This window comes from Nocardia thailandica NBRC 100428, from assembly GCF_000308795.1.
Taxonomy (GTDB): domain Bacteria; phylum Actinomycetota; class Actinomycetes; order Mycobacteriales; family Mycobacteriaceae; genus Nocardia; species Nocardia thailandica.
In genome coordinates, this window is record NZ_BAGK01000304.1 from 1 (window position 1) to 19,480 (window position 19,480).

The window sequence follows — 19,480 nt, forward strand, 5'->3', positions numbered from 1 at the left end:
CCTTCGCCTCGCGCAGCCGCCGCGACGAGCGGAACGTGCCCGCGACCAGCAGCATCAGCCCGAGCATGCCCACGGCGCCCAGCACCGCGGCCCACAGGAACAGGATGCCCGTCGTCCCGGTGGCGTGATAGCCGAGCACGGTGAAATCGTCGGTCAGGGTGTGTGCGGCCCCGGTGTTGCTCGACACCGCCGCCGCGCCGACCACGACGGCGGCGACGAGCAGGACAACGCCTACGAGAATGATCATGACAGTCTCCGAATACGGTTACGCCGGATGGTGAGGACACCGCCCGCCCGTCGCGCGTGGGACGAGGCGATGGACGAGCGGGTGGTCGAATACAGCGCTGTCAGACGATCCGTCGGGCCCGCCCCTCACTGCCGGGAGATACCCGCATTCAATCGGACAAACCAGACCGAGTTCCGACATCCGCCCGCCGCTGTGCCGCGGGGCCCGGTTTCGGTCGCGTGGGCGGGGGTACGTCGCAGGCGCACAGCGATGCGCCGCACGGCGGCCGACGCCGGCGCGTGGCGCCCGACCCGAGGAGTGGACCATGCGCGTCGTGATCGTCGGTGCGACCGGCAACATCGGAACCAGCCTGCTCGAGGCCCTCGCGGACCGGCCGGGGATCGAGACGATCGGCGTCGCGCGCCGGGTGCCGCGGGATCGCCCGGGGGTGCGGTGGGCGTCCGCGGACATCCGCGTCGACGATCTCGAGGCCGTGTTCCACGGCGCGGACGTGGTGGTGCATCTCGCGTGGCTGTTCCAGCCCTCCCACCGTCCGCTGACCACCTGGCAGGCCAACGTCGTCGGCACCGAGCGGGTGCTGCGCGCGGTCGACGCCGCCCAGGTGCCCGCGTTCGTCCAGGCGTCCTCCGTCGGCGCCTACTCCCCGCGCCACGACGACCGGCCGGTGCCGGAGAGCTGGCCCACCGACGGCTGGCCCAGCGCGGCGTACATGCGCGAGAAGGCCTACGTGGAACGCCTGCTCGACCGCTTCGAGGCCGAGCATCCCGACCGGCGCGTGGTGCGCATGCGGCCGGCGTTCAGTTTCCGCCGCGAATCCGCCGAGCAGCAGCGGCGGCTGTTCGGCGGTCCGCTGCTGCCGAACGGGCTCGTCCGGCCGGACCTCGTACCCCTCCTGCCGGTGCCGAGGGGGCTGCGCTTCCAGGCCGTGCACAGCCGCGACGTCGGCGCCGCCTACGCCCTTGCGGTCGACTCCGACGTGCGCGGTCCGTTCAATCTCGCGGCCGAACCGGTCATCGACCGCGCGGCGCTCGGCGCGATATTCGGGGCACGCACCGTGCCCGTGCCGCCCGGGCTGGTGCGCGGCGCCCTCGCGGCGGGATGGCACGCGCGCCTGGTCCCGGCCGCGCCGGACCTGTTCGACGCCATGATGCGCCTTCCCCTGATGGACACCGGCCGCGCCCGTGCCGATCTCGGCTGGACCCCGCGCTTCACCGCGGACGAAGCCCTGCGTCACATGCTGGCCGGGCTCCGCACCGGCACCGGTGGCGCGACCCCGCCGCTGGCCGCCGACGCCGGCGGGCCGTGGCGCGTCCGCGAGTTCGCCACCGGAGTCGGCGGGCGCGAGGAGAGCGCCCTGCGGGTGGGCCGGGACACGGCCGGCCTGCGCGGCGAATTCGCCTGATCGGGAACCGATTTCGGGTCGCGGTCGATTCCGGTGATCAGCCCGGGGCCGTCGGCGGCGCGGACGCGCCCGGTTCGATGGTGAGGACGGCGTCCAGCGGCAGCCGGGGTGTGCGCGGCGGCGGGTCGTGCCGGGCGGTACCTATCCGGACCAGCGCCTGCGGGTAGCGCTGCTCGACGAGCCGGCTCAACATCGCCCGGGTCGACGGTAGCTCGGTGACGTGGGTGACCGGGCACGTGGACAGCGTCCGGCTGGTGCATTCCAGCAGCACCGCCGAGAGCACGCTGCCGCAGTCGAGCAGCGAGGCCGCCGTGTCGTCGAGCGTCGACAGCGCGATCACCACGGCGTCGTCCGCGCCCGCCGCGGCGGAACCCGCCGTGCCGGGCGGGAATTCGCGCCCGACCGGGACGGCTGCGCGGTCGGCGGGGTCCGGCAGGGCCGAGGGCGGTACCCCGGCGCCGCCCTCGTCGGGCACGGCGGTCCACCAATTCAGTTCGCGCTGATAGCCGGGGTCGTAGCGGCGGAAACCGGTGGCCACCGCCGAGATCCGGCCCAGTTCGCTCCGCCGCGCCTCGTCGAGCACCGTGACGGTCGTGCGGGTGTCGCGGGCGAGGTGCCGCAGGATCTCGACCACGACCGGCCACTCGTGGGGCGGATCCATCGGCAGCCGGTCGCTGAAGCGCCGGTCGATCGCCGAGCCGAGCAGGTGTTCCGGCTCGGTCGGCGGGTGGGGGTGCCGGGGACGCACCGTGGCGAGGTGCGCGCGACGGGTCGGCTCGGGGAAGCGCGCCTCGCCGGTGTCCCATCCCGCCGCGGCCCAGGCGACGCGGGCGTGGTGGAGCATGACCCCGCACCCGATGACGCTCTCGTTGTTGAGCATGTCCGTCTCGGGCATCGAGCGGCTCTGCACCATGGTCAGCTCCGCCTCGGCGCCGTCCCATCGCCACCGCCACGGCTGCGCGTTGTGCAGGGACGGCGCCCGCGCCGCGCGCGCGAAGACCGCGCGAACCGTATCGAGGTCAGGTGCTCGGTCCATCGGTCAGCGCTCCTCGGGTGGGTGTCCCTTCTCCTGCCTACCGCCGGCCCGAAACTAGTTCGCCCCGACCCGATCGGCAAGGACATCGGGCGGCGGGACGGCATTCGTCGCCCGACCGTGATGGGGACGGCGCGTGCCACGCACCGACGGTGGACGCCGCCTCGATTCGCGCGCCCCCTGCGCAGGACGGAAACGATCCGACTCTACCGGCGGCCCGTCGTCCGCGCTCTCGTCCGGGGGCGCCGACCGGACCTTTTTGCGGGGCCCTTCTCCCCTATTTGCCTGCGGTTTGCGGTGATGCGATAGGAGGCCCGCGACGGGCTCCGCCCGCGACGATCGGAGGTGTTCAGATGACCAATTGCTGTGCGCAGGCGTCCGTTTGCCCCGGCCCACCCGCCCGACGGCAGGACACCCGATGACCGAACGCATCCCCTCCCCGGCGGCCCGGGGCCGCACCCGCCTCGGTTTCGGCCGTAGGGCTCGTCGCGCTCCGGTCCGGACCGCGATCGGCTACCTGCGCACCGACCTCGCCGGGACCGACCGCATCCGGTGGGAACCGCGGATCCGCGCGGCCGCGAAAGCCATCGGCTACGACCTGCTCGGCACGCTGATCTTCCCCACCGCGCCGCCGCTCGAACGCCTGCGAGTGCTCGCCAGCGAACTGGCCGTCGACGCCGTGCTGTGCCCGTCCTTCGCCCACCTCGACGACCGGGTGCCCGCCGACCTGCTCACCGTCACCGACCTGATCGTCCTCGACCCGCCGATCACCTACTGCCGCTGGGATCCCCGGATCGTCCCGTGATCACCCCGGCCGGCACGGGAGCGGGCAGCGGTGGTCGACGGCGTCGATCTGCGGCCCCGCACACGACCCCGGGGCGACGCCCAGCTACGGACGTCCTCCGAGGTCCCTCCCCGCACCCGAGGGCCGTCCGGGCCGGGACCGGGAGGACAGCGCTCTTCTCCGCGCTTTCTCCGGGTCGATGTAGAGCCGAATGCCCTGGTATTCCACGATGTTCGGCGTTTCGTCGTCGCCGTCGGGCTCGCCGGAGTCCGCGGGGCCGGGCAGTTCCGCCCGCTCCTCGGCGACGATCCGCGCCCGCGCCGCGCCGGGATCGAACATCTCCTGGAACGGCCCGGCGAACGTGCCGCCGAGCCCGCGGTGTTTCGCCCGCACCGCCGCCCAGCCGAGCAGCGCCAACGGGCCGACGACGGCCGCCAGGACCAGCAACTCCCCACCCACCCGTTCGAGGGTACCGACGGACGCCGCGCCCGGCCGCCCGCCGCGGGCGCGAGTTCACCCGGTTCGGGTGATGCCCAGCCCGCCGGGGCGGGCCAGAGTCCGGGGCGACACCAGGAGAACAGGAGCCCTCGTGAACCAGGACGACGATCCGCTGGCCTCGGCGCTGACCGCCATCGGCGTGCCCGACCGCGTGCGGACCCCGATCGGGACCTTCGAGTTCTTCGACGGGGTCCCGCTGCCCGACACGGTGCGCGCACTCTACGACGGCCTCGACTTCCTGCGCGGTGTCGAGGTCTTCCTCGACACCGTCCCCGGCGCCTCGCTCGTGGCGTTGCGCCGCGGCCTGCGCGGGGTGGGCGTGGACGGGCTGCGCACCATGGGTTACACCGACCCGAGGGCCAACTCGGGCAGCTTCTTCCTCACGCCGAACACCGAGACCACCTACGCCACGATGTTCATCGACCTGCGGGACGGGCCGGTCGTGGTGGAACCGCCCACCGAGTCCCTGTGCGTGGTCGACGACTTCTGGTTCCGCTACGTCGCCGACATGGGCATCGCCGGACCCGACAAGGGCGCGGGTGGGGCCTACCTCTACCTTCCGCCCGGCTACGACGGCGAGGTGCCCGACGGCTACTTCGTCTACCGCCCGCCCACCTACACCCTGTGGGCGGTCTTCCGCGCCCTCGGCGGGGTCGAGGCCATCCGGCGGACCCGGGTCTACCGGCTCGCCGAGGCCGCCGACCCGCCGGCGCTGACCTTCGTCAACCTCGCCGACGAGGTCTTCAACACCGTGCACGCCAACGACGCGAGCTTCTTCGACGAGGTCGACGAGATCGTGCAGGAGGAACCGCCCGGCTCCCTCGACCCCGAGCGCACGGGGCAACTCGCCGCCCTCGGCATCGTGCACGGCGCGCGGTTCGCCCCCGACGATCGGCTCCGCGCGATCCTCGACACCGCGGCGAGGACCGCCGCGGGCATCAGCCGGGCACTCGTCTACTTCCCCCGCGATCCCGAGGCGTACCTCTTCGAACACTCCTCGTGGAAGCAGGCCTTCGTAGGCGGCAGCTACGAGTTCCTGCGCGATCACGCGCGGCTGCTCGACGCGCGTACCCAGTTCCACTACTTCGCCACCGTGATCACCCCGGCGATGGCGCATGCCCAGGTCGGGGCCGGTTCCGCCTACGCCTACACCGCGGAGGACGCCGACGGAGCCCTCCTCGACGGCGGCCGGACCTACCGGCTGACCCTGCCCCCGGAGCCGCCCGCGAAGAACTTCTGGTCGATCGACCTCTACGACACCCAGACCAGATCCCTGCTGCGGACCGACAATCCGTATCCGAGCCTCACAAGCCTCAGCGGCACCGTCACGGCGGAGACCGACGGCTCGATCGTCCTCTGGTTCGGCCCCACCCCGCCGCCGGGTGCGCAGGCCAACTGGATTCGCACGGTGCCCGGCAAGAGCTGGTTCCCGATGCTGCGGCTCTACGGGCCCCTCCAGCCGTGGTTCGACAAGCGCTGGCAGCCCGGCGAGCTCGAGATCGTCACCCCGGATGGGGCGGGCTAGAGGACCGGAAGGTCGGGCGGCAGATGCAGCGCGATGGTGATCAGGGTCTGGATGCGGGTCGTGATCACCGCCAGCACGCCCCGCATCGCCTCCGGCGCGGCGTCCGCCGCCGCGTGCAGGGTCCGCAGTGCGTCGTCGAGCTGGTCGAGGGTCGCGCCGAGGTCGCCGGGGCGCTGGGAGAAGGCCCGTGCGATCTCCTCGAGCGGGATGCCCTGCGCCTCCAGGCTCCTGATCAGCCGGATGCGCGAGGCGTCGGCGGGATCGTAGAGCCGGAAGTTCCCGGAGGTCCGGGCGAGCGGGGTGAGCAGGCCGAGGCCGGTGTAGTAGTCCACGGTCCTGGTGGAGACCTCGGCGAGGCCGGCGAGTTCGCCTATGCGCATCGCGCCTGCGCCCATTGCCCGTCCTTCTCCCGCGCCGTCCGCCCGAACAGGGTGCGCGACAGGGGCTTTCCCGCTGCCGCGCGACGCCGGCGCACCGTCCGGATACCATACAGTGCTACGTGCTAGTGTAACGCCATGCCCGAGGACGGATCCGACGAGGAGGGCGTCACCATCTCGTTCCCGCGAGGAATCACGCGATGCTGACCGTACCGGGCATTCTGTCGGGCATCACGGCCCTGCTGCCGATCGGCGCGGGACCGGACGAACCGCTGGGCGATATCGTCGCGCCCGTCCACGAGGCACTGTTCATTACGCGCGCGAGCCGTGGCCATCGCGCGGTGGTGACCGGCACGGACACCGCCCCGGACGGCCCGGTCGCCCGCATCGATATCCTCGCGCGGCTGCTGCCGACCGCCGAGGGGCCTACTGTGACAACAGCATAGGCAGTACAGGAAGGAACCGAACCATCGTGCCTACGGAGCCGACATCGGACAGGACCACCGATGAGACTTCCACCCGGCAGCACCGCCCCGCCGGTGTCTACCGCACCCACCGCGGGCTGGTCCGCGACGGCAACGAGGACAGCGTCCATGTGGGCGCGAATCTGCTCGCTCTCGCCGACGGCATGGGCGGCCACGCGGCGGGCGAGGTCGCCTCGGCGCTGATGATCGGGCATCTGGCCCAGCTGGAGACCACCCGCAGCGGCGACCTGCTCACCGACCTGGACGACGCGGTGCGACAGGGCAACGCCGCCATCGCCGCCCACGCCGAGCAGGCGGCCGAGACCGAGGGCATGGGCACCACGCTCACCGCGATGCTGTTCGACGGCGCGCGCTACGGCCTGGCCCACGTCGGGGATTCGCGCGCCTACCTGCTGCGCGGCGGCGAGCTCACCCAGCTCACCACCGACGACACCTTCGTGCAGACCCTCGTCGACGCCGGCTACATCACCGAGGAGCAGGCCAGGACCCATCCGCGGCGCTCGCTCATCCTGCGCGCGCTCACCGGCCGGACGGTCAGTCCCGCGCTCGTTCCCGGTGTCGCGCAGCCGGGCGATCGCTTCCTGCTGTGTTCGGACGGACTCTCGGACGTGGTGTCCGCGGAGAGCATCCACACCGCGCTGAGCACCGTCCCCGACGCCGGGCAGTGCGCCGATCAGCTCATCGAGTCGGCCCTCGGCAACGGCGGACCCGACAACGTCACCGTCATCGTCGCCGACTTCACCGACCGCTGACGCGACGGGCGCGCCCGGCCGCCTCCATGATTGCCGCCTGTTAGCCGTATCCGATATCGGCCGGGACCCGACGCACGCGCGCCTCGACGCCACGGGGCGCGCGTCGTCCGACCCGATCGAAGATATCCGAGATAGCGGGTCCCATACATCGCGATCGACTGTCCGCCGTCACAGCGATCCCGCCGGACATTCGGGCGCGGGCACCGAATTTGCCGCCGGGTAGCCGCCCGGTCGCCGCTCCCCTACGATCGACCTGTCCGGGAAGGTCGTCGGGGGAGGTCCAGCCATGTCACCACTGCCGCAGCACGGGGCGGGCACCGCCGGGGCGCAGGCGCAGACACCCCTGCACCGCACCCTGTGGCTGCTCGAACAGGCCGCCGCGCGGTGCGCGGACGACGGCATCAGCCTGCGGACGGTCTACGAGGACGTGGGCCGCGAACTCACCACCGCGCTGGGACAGTGCTCCACGCGGGCCACCGGCGCGCACGCGATCGACACGGCCGCGGCGCGGGCCGAGCTGCTCGCCCTCGCCCACGCCGCGGTCCTGCGGGGCTACTACCGCTGACGGCACAGCAGGCGGCCCGGCACGATCACCGTCACGCCGGGCCGCGATTGGTACGAGTCACCGAGGGGATCGCGCCGTTTCGGCACTAGTCTCGACAGTGGTGACGGCTCCGGCGACGTCAGCGAGCCTCCGGCCCGGTCGAGTTCAGTAGGAGGATCCACAAGGTGGCGAAGCCAGTCCATCGTCGGCAGCCTCGGCAGGACCGCGCCAGGGGCACGCGTGAGCTGATCCTCGACACCGCCGCGGAACTGTTCGGCACGCTGGGCGTGGCCAAGACCTCCACCAACCGGATCGCGGCCGACGCCGAGGTCAGCATCGGCACCGTCTACCGGTACTTCGCCGACCGCGACGCCATCGTCGCCGAACTGCTCGACCGGCTCCTCGACGACGTCGAACGCGTGTTCCGCGCGCACCTGCCCGACCTCAGCGCCCTCGATGCCGACGATCATCGCGACCTCGCCGATCGCCTCACCGACCGGGTCGCCCGCGCCCTCGCGGCGTTCACCGACGTCCTGGTCGAGAACGCGCCGCTGTTGCGTGCCTTCGTCAGCGCCGTGCAGTACTACTCCTCGACGCTGCCCGAATTCGAACACCGCCTGCGCGCGCTGGCCGCCACCGCGCTGCGCGACTGGCTGGGTCCCCGCGACGACGCCCAGCTGGAACGGGTGACCTTCGTCTTCGTCAACACCACCTTCGCCGTCGTCGTCCGCGCGGCGGCCTCCTCGCTCACCGCCGAGGACCGCGCCGCCGCCCTCGGCATGGCCTCGCGCATGATGGGCGCCTGGCTGGCCGACGAGGCGGGCGACCGGTCAGCGAGCCGTCGCTGAGTTCTCGGCGATGATCCAGACCCCGATCATGCGCGCGGTGGTCTCCAGCGCCTCGCGGCGCTGCTCGGCGCCGATGTCCTGGGCCGCGGTCCGCAGCACCGCGGCGAAGCCGGTGTTGATCATCAGATCCGTGGCGGTGTCGAGGTAGCGGTCGTCGCGGGGGCCCAGCGCCTGGATCAGGATGACCTTCACCAGCAGCCGCAGCCGCTGCTCGAACTCCGAGAGCCCGGCCTCGGGGAACTGCAGGGACCGGATCAGGGCGTTCACCAGTCCGGCCTGGGTTTCCAGGATCGTGGCGAAGACCGCGAGCACCTCGGCGGCGATCGACGTGGCGTATTCCGGGGTGGCCTCGTCGTGGGAGATCGACAGCGAGAACGCGCGACTGGTGAAGTCGTTCTCGATCTGCTCGAGGAGCCGTTCGGTCAGCTCGGCCACGATGGCGGACTTGTCCGAGAAGTACCGGTACAGGGTCCCCACCGAGACCCCGGCGTCCGCGGCGATGCGGCTCATCGGGACCTCCGCGATACCCGCCGCACCGAACGCGGCCGCCGCCACCGACAGGATCCGGGTGCGAGTCGCCTCGGCCCGATCCTGTTGCGGCTGCCTGCGTCCCCCCTTCGACGCCTTCGGCGCCATCACCACCTCCGCTCTGCATCGAGGACACGAGCCCGCCCCGACCGCGGGCACACCTGCCGACCCGCCGCGGTCGGACCGGGCGGAACGACGCTTCCGCCCGGCGGCCCCGACACGACCGCAGCCGACGACGTGCAGACCATACCGAGATCGCCGGGCCGCGGACCCCGGTCCGGCCGGATCGGCGCCGATTGCTGGGAGCTGCCACAAGAGCGGGCCGAACCCGTTGCGAGAAGTGATCAGTGGCGGGCGCCGGTGACGCCGGGGTCCGTCTCGGCGGCCATCCAGGCGCCCATCATGTGCGCGGTCATCGTGATCACGCGGTCGCGGTCCTCGTCGGTGACGCCCTCCACCGCGCTGCGCACCACCGCCGCGAAGCCGGTGTTGATGAACACCCGTGTCGCGGTGTCGAGGTACTCGTTCTCGCGCGGACCCAGGTTCTGGATCAGGATCACCTTGACCATGATCCGCAACCGCTTCTCCAGCTCCGGCAGCCCGCTGCTGTAGAACTGCACGCCGCCGACCAGCGCGCGGAGCAGGGCGGCGTTGGGGACGAGCACCTCGCTGAAGACGCCGAGGATCTCTTCCAGCACGGCCGTGTACGCCTCGACGGATCCCGCGCGCCACCGGCTGGAGAACTCGAAAGCCCGCTCGGTGAACCGGTCCTCGACCTCGGCGATGAGCCGCTCGGTGAGTTCGTCGACGATCACGGCCTTGTCGGAGAAGTATCGGTACAGCGTGCCGACGCTGACCTCGGCGTCGGCCGCGATCCGGTTGGTCGAGACCTGGGCGACGCCGTCGCGGCCGAACAGCGCGGCGGCGGTGTCGAGGATGTGGGTGCGGGTCTCGCGGGCACGATCCTGGCTCGGTACGGTCCGTCGCTTAGTCACCTTCGGTGGCATGGTCGCCTCCTCGGAACCGAGCGGTGTGTGACATGGGAGAACATCCTAGGCGGGTGGCCGGTCCACGACGGCGCTCAGCGCGGCCGGGCCCCGGGGCTCCAGCCGTCGGCACCGCGGCCGATCTCGGTGGCCGGGGCCTCGTCGTAGAGCCACTCCCTGGCCAGCCGGTGCCAGTTCCCGCTGGCCCCGATCCGACCGAGGCAGGTCAGGGTGAACAGTTCCGCGCGCCGGGAGAAGACGTGCTCGGGCGGCAGGATGAGCCGGCGCACCGCCCGGTGGTCGGGCGCGCGCGGATCGGTGGCCAGCACCACCGCGCTCGTCGCGATCGCCGGCGTCACGGTCAGTTCCTCGTCGAACAGATGCCAGCCGCTGGCCGACCACACGTAGTCCAGGCAGTCCTCGCCGGTGATCGCGGAGTCCTCGGTGATGATGCCGCGGCCGCGCCACAGGGCCTCGATCTCGTCGGGGCGTTCTTCCGCGGCCGCGCGCAGCACCCGCCGTTCCAGCTCGCGCGCCTCGGGCGCGATCGTGCTGTAGAGCCCGAAGTCGACGAACCCGACGCGACCGTCCTCGGCGAGGATGATGTTGCCCGGATGCGGGTCGGCGCAGTACTCGCCGTCGCGGAACATGCCGGTGATGTAGAAGCGGTAGACGAGTTCGCCGACCCGGTCACGCTCGGCCTCGGCGAGGTGGCGGGTCTGATGGAAGGGCAGGCCCTCGACGAATTCGGTCACCAGCACGTTGTCGGTGCACAGCGCGGCGATCGTGTCGGGGACCAGGATGAAGGGATGGTCGCGGTATCGCGACGCGACCCGGTGCTGGCTGCGCGCCTCGCGCCGGTAGTCCAGCTCCGCGGCGATGTTGGTGCTGATCTCGTCGAGCACGTCGACGTCACCGGCCGAGGGCAGGAACGCCCCGAGCAGGTTGCGGAAGAACCGCAGATTTCGCAGGTCGGCGTGGACCGCCCGGTCGACGCCGGGGTACTTCACCTTCACCGCGACCATCCGCCCGTCGTGCAGGCGGGCGCGATAGACCTGCCCGATCGATGCCGCGGCGACGGGCCGCTCGTCGAAGTCGGCGAACGCGCGCGCCAGGGGGCCGAGGTCCGCCTCGATGACCGCGCGCATCTGCGCGAAGGTGACCTCGGGCGCGCTGTCGCACAGCTCGGCCAGCTTGACCCGGAACATCTCCCGCGAGTCCTCGGGGATCAGATCCAGGTCGAGCACCGAGGCCATCTGCCCCAGTTTCATCGCCGCGCCCTTCATCCCGCCCAGCACGGTCACGATCTGCTGGGCGGTCTGCATCGACGCCCGCGTGGCCAGCCGGGCCCTCGCCTGCTCGGTGCGCCCGACCATCGCCACCCGTGTGCCGAGTCCTCGCGCGGCCTGTCCCGCCGCCAGGCGACCCAGCCGGGCCCCACGCGCCATTCGCCCACCAGGCAATTGCTTGCCCGCCACCACACACCTCCCACCGAACCCGAATCCACCCCGCCTGCGCACCGGTACCGCGATAGGCAAATATCCAGCCTCGACCGGGGGCGAGCACCGGTATCGCCGACGCTTGGTGTCACTTCACACACCGCGCGGCCGCGCGCCTGGGACAGATCACAGCACCCTGGGCGGGAACTGCCGCAATCGCGTCCGCCGTGCGGGGTCCACCGTGACGATCTCCGGCACCGGAGAATCAGACCGGCGGCAGGCCGCGGGCGCGGAGTTCGTCGTGGATCATCGCCGTCAGCGTCGCCGCCAGCGGGTCGAGCGGGGTCAGCGGCAGGGGCAGCCCGTCCGCCGCGCGGACCCGCAGCAGCGCGGCGGCGAGCAGCGCGAAGTCGGCGGTGTGGACCAGGCCCCAGATGCGTTCGACCTCGGGATCGGCTCTGCCCTCTTCGCGCGCGGCGCGCCAGCGGCCGGGATCGGCGCCGGTCCCCCGCCGGGCCGGGCCGTCGACGCCGCGATGCCGGTCGGCGACCACCGCGGCGGGCAGGCGGGAATACAGGTCGGCGCACAACACCGCCCGGCGCGCGTTGCTCCGGGCCAGCACGGTGAAGGTGGTCATCACCCGCTGCGGCGGCAGGTAGCGGCGGTAGAGCGCGCGCCAGTCCCGCAGCTGCTGTCCGAGCAGGGCCGCTTCGACCGTGCGGACCCGCACCGTGAGCTCGCGCGCCTCGGCCGCGATCAGCTGCGCGCGGCGCTCCGGCGTGGCGGCCGGGTCGCGCAGCCAGTCCTCGTGCAGCCGGGCGACCTCGGCGCGGACGACGCGGTCGATCCGCACGTCGGCGCCCTGGCACGGCGTCGCGCCGGAGTCGTCGTTGCCCGCGATCACGACGGGACGGGCGCGCGCCGCGCGTCGCGCGCCAGCGCCCGGTCCCGCTGCTCCTCGAAGCGAGCGGCTCTGGTCTCGAGGTCGGCGAGATGGGCGGCGAGCCGGTCGCGCGCGCGTTCCCCCTCGTCGGTGAAGTCGTCGCGGTCGAACACGTTCCACAGGCGCAGCACCGGCCTGAGCACGACGTCCAGGTGCTGGCGCAGGTCGTAGACCCCGTGCTTGGCGAGCAGGACCGCGTTGCGCCGGAAGTTGGGCTGATGCAGCCCCGGCATCTGGAAACGCTCGATCACCTCCGTGATCGCCCGCATGCTGTCGTCGGGGGCGAGGTCGAGCGAGGCCGCGCACAGCTTGCGGTAGAAGATCATGTGCAGGTTCTCGTCGGCGGCGATCCGTTGCAGCATCCGTTCGGCGATCGGCTCGTTGCACAACGTTCCGGTGTTGCGGTGGCTGATCCGCGTCGCCAGCTCCTGGAAGGTCACATACGCCACCGAGCGCAGGAACTGCGATCCCGGTTCGGGTTTGGCGATCCCGGCGGTCATGTGCGCCATCCGGTCGCGTTCGAGCGCCACCGGGTCCACCGCGCGGGTGACCACCAGATAGTCGCGCAGCACGATGCCGTGCCGATTCTCCTCCGCTGTCCATCGCCCGACCCAGGTCCCGAAGGCGCCGTCGAGGCCGAAGGTGTCGGCCAGCTCGCGGTGATAGGAGGGCAGGTTGTCCTCGGTCAGCAGGTTGGTGATCATGGCCGCCCTGGCGACCTCGCCCAGCCGCGATTGCCCTGGCTCCCAGTCGATTCCGCCCATCGCGGCGAAGTTGCGGCCCTCGTCCCAGGGGACGTAGTCGTGCGGATTCCAGTCCCGGGCCGCGGCCAGGTGATCGTCGAGGCTCGCCTCCACCACCGGTTCGAGCTCGCTCAGGATGTCGTGATCGGTCAACGGCGCGGCCATGGTGTCCTTCGGTGTCCGGGAGATCGTGCCCGACGAGCCGGGCACCGTCGGCGCCCGCGTGATCAGCCTCGGCCCACGGCCCGCCGCCCGAGCGAATTCGCCGCGACTCTGTGCCCACTCATAGCGGAGCGGACACGAACGCTGTCACGAGCCGCAGCGGTCCGCCCGCACCGTGGATTCGTCTCGGCCACCGCGAGCTACCACGGCGCGGACGGCGACCCGCGCCCTGCGCCCTCCCGGATGGCGATGGTGGGGACCCTCCGAATTCGATCGTGTGGCGGCTCGGCTCCACGACCGGCCTCGACCCCGGCCGGCTCTACCGGGTCCGCGGCGGAGGGGCCAGCCCCTCCCCCGCCACCTGCCGGCCGGCCACCCGCACGGCCCTCATCGCCGTCATCGTCGGCTCGGTCATGTGCCCCCGTGCCCAGCACCGGCTGCCACCGCTCCTACCGATGCCGCACAGGCAACGCAGTCATCCTGTAGCCGCCCGGGACCGACGCCTGCTGCCACCGACCGTTCGACGGCCGGTAACGGGCCGACCCGCTACCGTCGAAGCCGTGAGCGACACACAGTGGAAGATCCTTGGCGAACGTCTGGTCGACGAGAACCGCCACATCACCCTCAAAACAGTCGACATCGAACTGCCCGACGGCGTGCAGTTCACCCAGTACGTAGCCAAGATGCCTCGCTGCGCAATGACGCTCGTGCTCAACGACGACCGCGAAGTCCTGCTGATGCGCCGCCACCGCTTCATCATCGACCAGTGGGTCTGGGAAGTCCCCGGCGGATACGTCGACGGCGCCGAGGACGTCGCCGCAGCAGCCGCCCGGGAGGTCGAGGAAGAGACCGGCTGGCGGCCGAAGTCCATGCAGCGCCTTGTCACCTACCAGCCCGCCATCGGCACCCTCGACCAGCCGCAGGAGATCTACCTCGCCCGCGGCGCCGAGCCGACCGGCGCAGCGCCCGACATCAACGAGGCGCAAGAGGTTCGCTGGATCCCGCTCGAGGAGGCGGCCGCGATGATCGAGCGTGGCGAAATCGTCGGCGCGGCAACCGTGGTGGGTATCTACCGCGCCTTGGCGCTGTAGGCCATCGCGCGCCGGCGGAAGTCGGTGACCTCCGGCATGCCTGCATGCGGCGCGAGGTGAGCACAGAGCTCACGCAGGTAAGCACCGGTTCGGCGGGACGCGACACCGTCTGCCAGTTCGAGTGCCTTGTCCCCGATCCTGACGGCCTCGGTGGGGTCCTCTGAAGCGACGGAGGAGGCGAGGAGGCAGAGGTTGAAGGTGCGGCCGCGCTGGTAGCCGTCGCTCATGTTGAGCGACTTCAATGCCAGTTCGGCGGCGCGCTTGTTGTCGCCGAGGTCGCGGAAGCAGTGCGCGGTCTTCGCGGACATGTAGGCGGTGTCCAGGTAAGTCAGCCAGCCGGGCACCTTCCCCTCGCGGTCGAACGCACGTTCCGCCGCGGCGAGGGTTGTGCCGCAGGCTGAGCGGTCGGCGCGAGCGGCGTGACCGTGGGCCTCGACCATGAGACATCCCGCCTCCAGCTTCGGCGACCCGGCCGTGCGCGCCGCGATCTGAGCGGCGCGAGCGAGATCCACGGCGTCGCCTGCCCGGCCGACATAGGTGGCCTGATGGGACATGGCGCTGAGGATCTCTGCTGAGAGCCCGGTGTCGCCGGCGGCGCGCGCGAGCCGCAGTGCCTGGATGAGATAGCGCTGGGCGAGTCCGTGGTCCTCGGTGTCGTAGGCGGCCCAGCCGGCGAGTTTCGTCAGCTCGGCCGCGGTCGCGTAGAGGCGCCGGCCGACGGCTTCGGTGAAGGAGCTCTGCAGCATCGGCGCGACGGCGGTGTGCAGGTAGTGCACGACGGTGCTGCGTACTCGGCCGCCGCCGACCCGGTTGTCCAGGTCGACGAAGGAGCTTGTCATGGTCCGCAGGGCGTCGACGTCGCCGTCGCCGATGCGGCGGTAGCCCGTCGTGGACATCGGCCGCTCGGGACCGGGCAAGGTCAGCCACCTCATGCTCGCCGCCGGGTACACGGCGACGGCGTAGGACGAATTCTGCAGGAACTTGCGGTGCTCGACATCGCTGCGCCACAGCGCGGTCACGGCCGCGGTTGCTTCCGACAGCGACAGCGGGAATTCGAGACCGATGTCGGCGGGGTCGCAGGCGGTCATGCCGCAGTCCTCGGCGGTGATTCGTCGGCCCAGGAGTTCGGTCAGGACTTCGGCGATGAGGGCCGGGCCCGGGGCGTTCGGTTGTTCTCCGGCGAGCCATCGGGCGACCGAGGTGTGGTCGTATGCGAGGCCTACTCCCACCGCTGCGCCGCGGTCGACGATGCGCCGCGCCAGTCCCTTTCGGGAGACGGTGGTTTCGGCCATCAGATCGGCGAGCTGACGGTTGGGCTGCTTCGGGCTGCGTCCCATTTCTCGAGTTTGGCATTTGCGGGTTGGGCAGTCCATGAATCGGTCGCGGTGCACACCCCCTGTGCACACACCTGCCCCGGCCGCACGCCTTTCGAGGACGGGAACCACACGGGCAAGGTCGTTTTCACGACAGCCCACCAGCCACGAGGTGACGAGATGACGACCACCCTCGAAAGCGAAGTACTCGATGCTCTACAGTCCGGCGCCCAGCTGACCTCGACTGCCCTGGCGCGCTGCGTGAACCGTCCACGCCGGCGGGTACGGCGCGCCGCGAACGCGCTGCGCCGGCAGGGCTTGGTCTTCCAGTACCACTCCGGCGCGTGGGTGGCGAGCCCGGCCGGGCGGGTTGCGCGATGAGCAACCGCAAGGAGCCGAGCGCGTTGGAGCGGTGGATGCTCGCGATGGTCATCAAGTACTGCGACGAAGAACCCCAGTCGGCGGAGATGCTCGCGAAGCTCATGAACCACAGCGAGCCCCACACCGGGAAGCTGTTGCGGGGGTTGGCCGAGCGGCGGCTGGCGAGTCACGGCGGGCGCAACCAGTGGCGGCCGACCGTGCACGGCCTGAACTACGCGGAGAAGAACCCGTACCCGCCGGCGCGGCGGCAGGCGGCGGCTTCGTGACCGACCCCGATCCGGACACGAAGCCGCCGGTGGCGGTCGGCTACCAGCGGACCGAGGTCGCCGATCTGCGGTCCGCGCGCGAGCGCCGCGGGATGCGGGACCTGGCCGACCGGTACGGCTACCTGTACGCGCGGACCGTGAACCCGGTCGGCGCCGAGCAGCCGGTGGCGGTGCTGCTCGCGATCATCGGCGAACTGGAGGCCGAGTCGGTGTTCGTGCCGTCTCTGGAGGTGTTCGAGGGCGGCGCGATCCCGCAGGAGCTCTTCGAGGCGGTCGTCGACGTGAACGTCGTCGAGCCCGAACGAACCTACTCGCGGCGGTTCTCCGTCGGCGAGTGCGATTTCGGATGGTCGAGAGGAGGTGAGTAACCCAGATGCAGCAGGTCCGACCCCCCGGCACCCACGGTGTCGGGGGTTCGCTATCCGGGGGATGGTGAGAAGGCCCCAACCGATCGGGGCTCCGTTGATATCCCTTCGGCTCCAAATTATGTTTGGTGACAAAGCAATCATCCGTGTCGGGAACCCATGGTCGCACGCAGTCGCCCCGGTCCCGTGTCTCGAGGAGGCCCCGTGGCCGAACCGGCTCTCCGTCCCCGCGCCCTGACGATCGGGTTGCATCCACGGGCGATGGACTACCGCCGCTTCCCCGACCTCGACGAGCAGGAACTGACGGACCGGATCGAGGCCGCCAACTCCGCCCTGCGCGACACCGAGTTCGAGGTCACCCCGTGTCTCCTCGGCGCCGCGCCCGACGACGCCGAGGCCGAGCTGCGGACCCTCCTCGCCCGCGAACGGTTCGACCTCGTCATGATCGGCGGAGCGGTCCGCGCCCTCCCCGACCACACCCCGCTGTTCGAGCGCGTCGTGAACACGCTGGTCGAGCTGGCCCCGGGAATCCGCTTCTGCTTCAACACCTCCCCCGAGACGACTCTCGACGCGCTCCGCCGGGCGGCCGCCTCGCTCTGACGGGGCGCCTCCGCCGTCCCGGGCGCCACGCGCGTCAGCCGGCGGTCCAGGGCCGCAGCTTCTCCGGGTTGCGGATCACCCAGATGCGGGTGATGCGGCCGTCGGCGATCTCGAAGGCGTAGACCGACACGACCACGCCGTCGATCTCGGCGACCAGGCCGGGCTGCCCGTTGACCGTCCGTTCGGTGAGGGTGGGGGCGAGGCCGCGCGCGGCGATCCGCATCCACGCGTCGGCGATCCGCTCGCCGCCGACGATCGGTTCGAGGAACGACAGCGCCAACCCGCCGCCGTCGGCCGTGGCGACGGCCCGCGGGTCCAGCAGGCCGATCAGCGCCTCGATGTCCATCGATTCCCAGGCCCGTTTGAAATCCCGGACCACCTCGGCGCGTTCGGCCTCGGGCGCCGGCCGGGCGGAGTCGATGCGGCGACGCGCGCTCGAGGCGAGCTGGCGGCAGGCCGCGGGGGTGCGCCCCACCACCTCGGCGACGTCGGCGAAGGAGAAGCGGAACACGTCGTGCAGGACGAACGCGACCCGCTCGGCCGGCGTCATGGCGTCGAGGACGACCAGGAAGGCCATGCTGATCGATTCGTCGAGGGTGACCCGGTCCGCGGGATCGGCGGGGGCGGGTCCGCCGAACCAGTCGGAGTCGCCGGGCACCGGCTCCGGAATCCATTCACCCACATATCGTTCCCGCCGCACGCGTGCCGAGCCGAGCAGATCGAGGCAGATGCGCCCGGCGACGGTCGTGAGCCACGCTCCCGGCGAGGCCACCTCCCGCCGCCGGCGCTCCGGCAGCGCGTACCAGCGCGCGTAGGTCTCCTGCACGACGTCCTCGGCTTCGGCCACCGAGCCGAGCAGCCGGTAGGCGAGGTTCATCAGCTGCCTGCGCTCGGCGATCATCGTGTTCAGCTGCGGGTCGGTCATGTCGGCTCCTGCGCTCTCCTGGTCTCCCCTGTTCCGACGAATCACCGACCGGATCTGTGAGGCGACCTGACATTCCGCACGTCCGGGTCGTCGGGAATGTCGAGACACTCAGCAAACCAGGAGTTCGGACATGATCAGAATCGGCATCCTCCTCGGCAGTACCCGGCCCTCGCGCAAGAGCCCGCAGGTCGCGCGCTGGGTCCTGGACACGGCGACGCGACGCGGCGACGCCGAGTTCGACCTGATCGACCTGCGCGATCACCCGCTGCCACACCTGGACGAGGCCACCCCACCCCTGTTCGGCCCGTCGGCGCACGCGCACACCCGTGCCTGGGCCGAGCGGATCGCGCCGTTCGACGGCTTCGTGATGGTGACGCCCGAATACAACGGCGGCGTCCCCGGCGTGCTGAAGAACGCCATCGACCACCTGTGCGCCGAATGGGCCGACAAGGCCGTGGGATTCGTCTCCTACGGGGTCAGCGGCGGTGCCCGCGCGGTGGCGCAGCTGCGGATGGTGTGCGGCGCGCTCGGCATGGCCGACGTGAGCCGCCCGGTGGAGATCTCGTTGCTCGCCGATTTCGAGAACCACACCACGTTCACCCCGCGTGACCACCATGTCGACGCCCTGGGCAAGACCCTCGATCAGCTGCTGGCCTGGAGCGCCGCGCTCGCGCCGCTGCGGGCCGGCACCGACACCACCCTCGTCACCCCGTGAGGACCCCCACCATGACCACATCGAGCACCCCCGCGCACACCACCCACATCGACGACTCGCCGCTGCGCCGCCGGATCGCGACGGTGATCGACGGCCTGCGGGCCAAGGACCTCGACGCCGTGCGGCAGGTCTACACGGCCGATGTCGTCTCCTTCGACGCCGAGCCGCCGCTCCAGCACGTCGGGATCGCCGCCAAACTCGACAACTGGGCCCGGGTCTTCGACTTCTTCGAAACGGTGGACTACGAAGTCCGCGATCTGACATTCACCGTAGGCGAGGACGTGGCGTTCGGGCACGCGTTCGCCCGCCTGCGCGGCACGCTGCGGGACGGCACACAGGCCGCCGGCATGTGGGTGCGCGTCACCTACGGCATGCGCAAGATCGAGGGCACCTGGCTGATCGCGCACGACCAGGTCTCGGTGCCGCTCGACATCGCGACCGGGCGGGGCATGGTCGACCTCACGCCCTGATCCACCCCGCGACCCACGGTCGAATCCGCGGTGTTTCGGCAGGCGACGGGCGGGCAAC

At 71.5% G+C, this 19,480-nt stretch carries 24 protein-coding genes and 1 pseudogene; 14 read left to right on the top strand and 11 right to left on the bottom strand.

Annotated features, from left to right (window positions below):
• Positions 1 to 247, bottom strand: a 247-nt coding sequence (locus ON36_RS29975; RefSeq protein WP_043660817.1) for a hypothetical protein, incomplete at its 3' end; no start/stop codon positions are given.
• A gap of 304 nt (positions 248 to 551) precedes the next feature.
• Between ON36_RS29975 and ON36_RS29980 the strand changes: the two genes are divergently transcribed.
• Entirely contained in the window at positions 552 to 1,649 is a 1,098-nt protein-coding gene (locus ON36_RS29980; RefSeq protein ID WP_052314521.1) for an NAD-dependent epimerase/dehydratase family protein, read from the top strand.
• Between the two features lie 37 nt (positions 1,650 to 1,686).
• Here the strand turns inward: ON36_RS29980 and ON36_RS29985 are convergent, their stop codons facing one another.
• On the bottom strand, positions 1,687 to 2,685 hold the full coding sequence (locus ON36_RS29985) for an Acg family FMN-binding oxidoreductase (protein ID WP_218001257.1): 999 nt from the start codon (positions 2,683 to 2,685) through the stop codon (positions 1,687 to 1,689).
• Positions 2,686 to 3,100: 415 nt separating this feature from the next.
• On the opposite strand from ON36_RS29985, the gene ON36_RS29990 reads away from it, so the two are divergent.
• Positions 3,101 to 3,487: a hypothetical protein gene (locus ON36_RS29990; RefSeq protein ID WP_052314522.1), complete on the top strand. Its 387-nt coding sequence runs from the start codon at positions 3,101 to 3,103 to the stop codon at positions 3,485 to 3,487.
• Positions 3,488 to 3,571: 84 nt separating this feature from the next.
• Here ON36_RS29990 and ON36_RS29995 read toward each other — a convergent pair whose 3' ends face one another.
• Positions 3,572 to 3,925: a hypothetical protein gene (locus ON36_RS29995; protein ID WP_245558258.1), complete on the bottom strand. Its 354-nt coding sequence runs from the start codon at positions 3,923 to 3,925 to the stop codon at positions 3,572 to 3,574.
• 130 nt (positions 3,926 to 4,055) lie between these two features.
• On the opposite strand from ON36_RS29995, the gene ON36_RS30000 reads away from it, so the two are divergent.
• The gene (locus tag ON36_RS30000) at positions 4,056 to 5,489 is read left to right on the top strand and encodes a DUF1254 domain-containing protein (protein ID WP_245558259.1); all 1,434 of its coding nucleotides are present in this window, start codon (positions 4,056 to 4,058) and stop codon (positions 5,487 to 5,489) included.
• On the opposite strand, the gene ON36_RS30005 is transcribed toward ON36_RS30000, so the two are convergent.
• Entirely contained in the window at positions 5,486 to 5,884 is a 399-nt protein-coding gene (locus tag ON36_RS30005; protein WP_043660818.1) for a MerR family transcriptional regulator, read from the bottom strand. The two genes, ON36_RS30000 and ON36_RS30005, sit on opposite strands and share 4 nt — an antisense overlap.
• A gap of 182 nt (positions 5,885 to 6,066) precedes the next feature.
• Here ON36_RS30005 and ON36_RS36450 point away from each other — a divergent pair, with 182 nt between their 5' ends.
• The 4 genes and pseudogenes from ON36_RS36450 to ON36_RS30025 all read left to right on the top strand — a co-directional run bounded on the left by ON36_RS36450 (position 6,067) and on the right by ON36_RS30025 (position 8,495).
• A complete protein-coding gene (locus tag ON36_RS36450) occupies positions 6,067 to 6,312 on the top strand; it encodes a hypothetical protein (protein ID WP_043660820.1) in 246 nt (81 codons plus the stop codon).
• Between the two features lie 116 nt (positions 6,313 to 6,428).
• Positions 6,429 to 7,097, top strand: a pseudogene (locus tag ON36_RS36455) (PP2C family protein-serine/threonine phosphatase); the annotation flags it as partial.
• 292 nt (positions 7,098 to 7,389) lie between these two features.
• Positions 7,390 to 7,668, top strand: a complete 279-nt coding sequence (locus tag ON36_RS30020) for a hypothetical protein (RefSeq protein ID WP_043660822.1) — start codon at positions 7,390 to 7,392, stop codon at positions 7,666 to 7,668.
• Between the two features lie 164 nt (positions 7,669 to 7,832).
• On the top strand, positions 7,833 to 8,495 hold the full coding sequence (locus ON36_RS30025) for a TetR/AcrR family transcriptional regulator (RefSeq protein ID WP_085999723.1): 663 nt from the start codon (positions 7,833 to 7,835) through the stop codon (positions 8,493 to 8,495).
• Here the strand turns inward: ON36_RS30025 and ON36_RS30030 are convergent.
• From ON36_RS30030 to ON36_RS30050, 5 genes are all read right to left on the bottom strand, one after another.
• On the bottom strand, positions 8,478 to 9,131 hold the full coding sequence (locus ON36_RS30030; protein ID WP_043660827.1) for a TetR/AcrR family transcriptional regulator: 654 nt from the start codon (positions 9,129 to 9,131) through the stop codon (positions 8,478 to 8,480). The genes ON36_RS30025 and ON36_RS30030 overlap by 18 nt on opposite strands.
• 236 nt (positions 9,132 to 9,367) lie before the next feature.
• Positions 9,368 to 10,018 (bottom strand): TetR/AcrR family transcriptional regulator, encoded by a 651-nt coding sequence (locus ON36_RS30035; protein WP_245558260.1) that lies wholly within the window; start codon positions 10,016 to 10,018, stop codon positions 9,368 to 9,370.
• Between the two features lie 86 nt (positions 10,019 to 10,104).
• Complete coding sequence (locus tag ON36_RS30040) at positions 10,105 to 11,457, bottom strand: ABC1 kinase family protein (RefSeq protein ID WP_052314524.1); 1,353 nt, start codon at positions 11,455 to 11,457, stop codon at positions 10,105 to 10,107.
• 256 nt (positions 11,458 to 11,713) lie between these two features.
• Entirely contained in the window at positions 11,714 to 12,352 is a 639-nt protein-coding gene (locus tag ON36_RS33140; protein ID WP_052314525.1) for a hypothetical protein, read from the bottom strand.
• A complete protein-coding gene (locus ON36_RS30050) occupies positions 12,349 to 13,299 on the bottom strand; it encodes an acyl-ACP desaturase (RefSeq protein ID WP_043660830.1) in 951 nt (316 codons plus the stop codon). Before ON36_RS30050 ends, ON36_RS33140 begins: the two co-directional genes overlap by 4 nt.
• A 557-nt stretch (positions 13,300 to 13,856) precedes the next feature.
• On the opposite strand from ON36_RS30050, the gene ON36_RS30055 reads away from it, so the two are divergent.
• Entirely contained in the window at positions 13,857 to 14,387 is a 531-nt protein-coding gene (locus tag ON36_RS30055; RefSeq protein ID WP_043660832.1) for an NUDIX hydrolase, read from the top strand.
• Here the strand turns inward: ON36_RS30055 and ON36_RS30060 are convergent.
• Positions 14,366 to 15,862 (bottom strand): NsdA family TPR-like regulatory protein, encoded by a 1,497-nt coding sequence (locus ON36_RS30060; RefSeq protein WP_218001258.1) that lies wholly within the window; start codon positions 15,860 to 15,862, stop codon positions 14,366 to 14,368. The two genes, ON36_RS30055 and ON36_RS30060, sit on opposite strands and share 22 nt — an antisense overlap.
• 18 nt (positions 15,863 to 15,880) lie before the next feature.
• Here ON36_RS30060 and ON36_RS35190 point away from each other — a divergent pair, with 18 nt between their 5' ends.
• From ON36_RS35190 to ON36_RS30075, 4 genes are all read left to right on the top strand, one after another.
• Entirely contained in the window at positions 15,881 to 16,081 is a 201-nt protein-coding gene (locus ON36_RS35190; RefSeq protein ID WP_157225083.1) for a hypothetical protein, read from the top strand.
• Positions 16,078 to 16,347 carry a hypothetical protein gene (locus tag ON36_RS30065; protein ID WP_043660836.1) on the top strand — a complete coding sequence of 90 codons (270 nt, stop codon included), beginning with the start codon at positions 16,078 to 16,080 and terminating at the stop codon, positions 16,345 to 16,347. Before ON36_RS35190 ends, ON36_RS30065 begins: the two co-directional genes overlap by 4 nt.
• Positions 16,344 to 16,715, top strand: a complete 372-nt coding sequence (locus tag ON36_RS30070; RefSeq protein ID WP_043660838.1) for a hypothetical protein — start codon at positions 16,344 to 16,346, stop codon at positions 16,713 to 16,715. The genes ON36_RS30065 and ON36_RS30070 overlap by 4 nt, the downstream gene beginning before the upstream one ends.
• Positions 16,716 to 16,916: 201 nt before the next feature.
• Entirely contained in the window at positions 16,917 to 17,312 is a 396-nt protein-coding gene (locus ON36_RS30075) for a hypothetical protein (protein ID WP_043660839.1), read from the top strand.
• 34 nt (positions 17,313 to 17,346) lie between these two features.
• On the opposite strand, the gene sigJ is transcribed toward ON36_RS30075, so the two are convergent.
• Positions 17,347 to 18,237: an RNA polymerase sigma factor SigJ gene (sigJ, locus tag ON36_RS30080; protein WP_043660843.1), complete on the bottom strand. Its 891-nt coding sequence runs from the start codon at positions 18,235 to 18,237 to the stop codon at positions 17,347 to 17,349.
• 130 nt (positions 18,238 to 18,367) lie between these two features.
• Here sigJ and ON36_RS30085 point away from each other — a divergent pair, with 130 nt between their 5' ends.
• Together ON36_RS30085 and ON36_RS30090 are read left to right on the top strand one after the other, a co-directional pair.
• The gene (locus tag ON36_RS30085; protein ID WP_043660846.1) at positions 18,368 to 18,952 is read left to right on the top strand and encodes an NADPH-dependent FMN reductase; all 585 of its coding nucleotides are present in this window, start codon (positions 18,368 to 18,370) and stop codon (positions 18,950 to 18,952) included.
• Between the two features lie 11 nt (positions 18,953 to 18,963).
• Complete coding sequence (locus ON36_RS30090; RefSeq protein WP_052314527.1) at positions 18,964 to 19,422, top strand: YybH family protein; 459 nt, start codon at positions 18,964 to 18,966, stop codon at positions 19,420 to 19,422.
• Positions 19,423 to 19,480 lie beyond the last annotated feature (58 nt).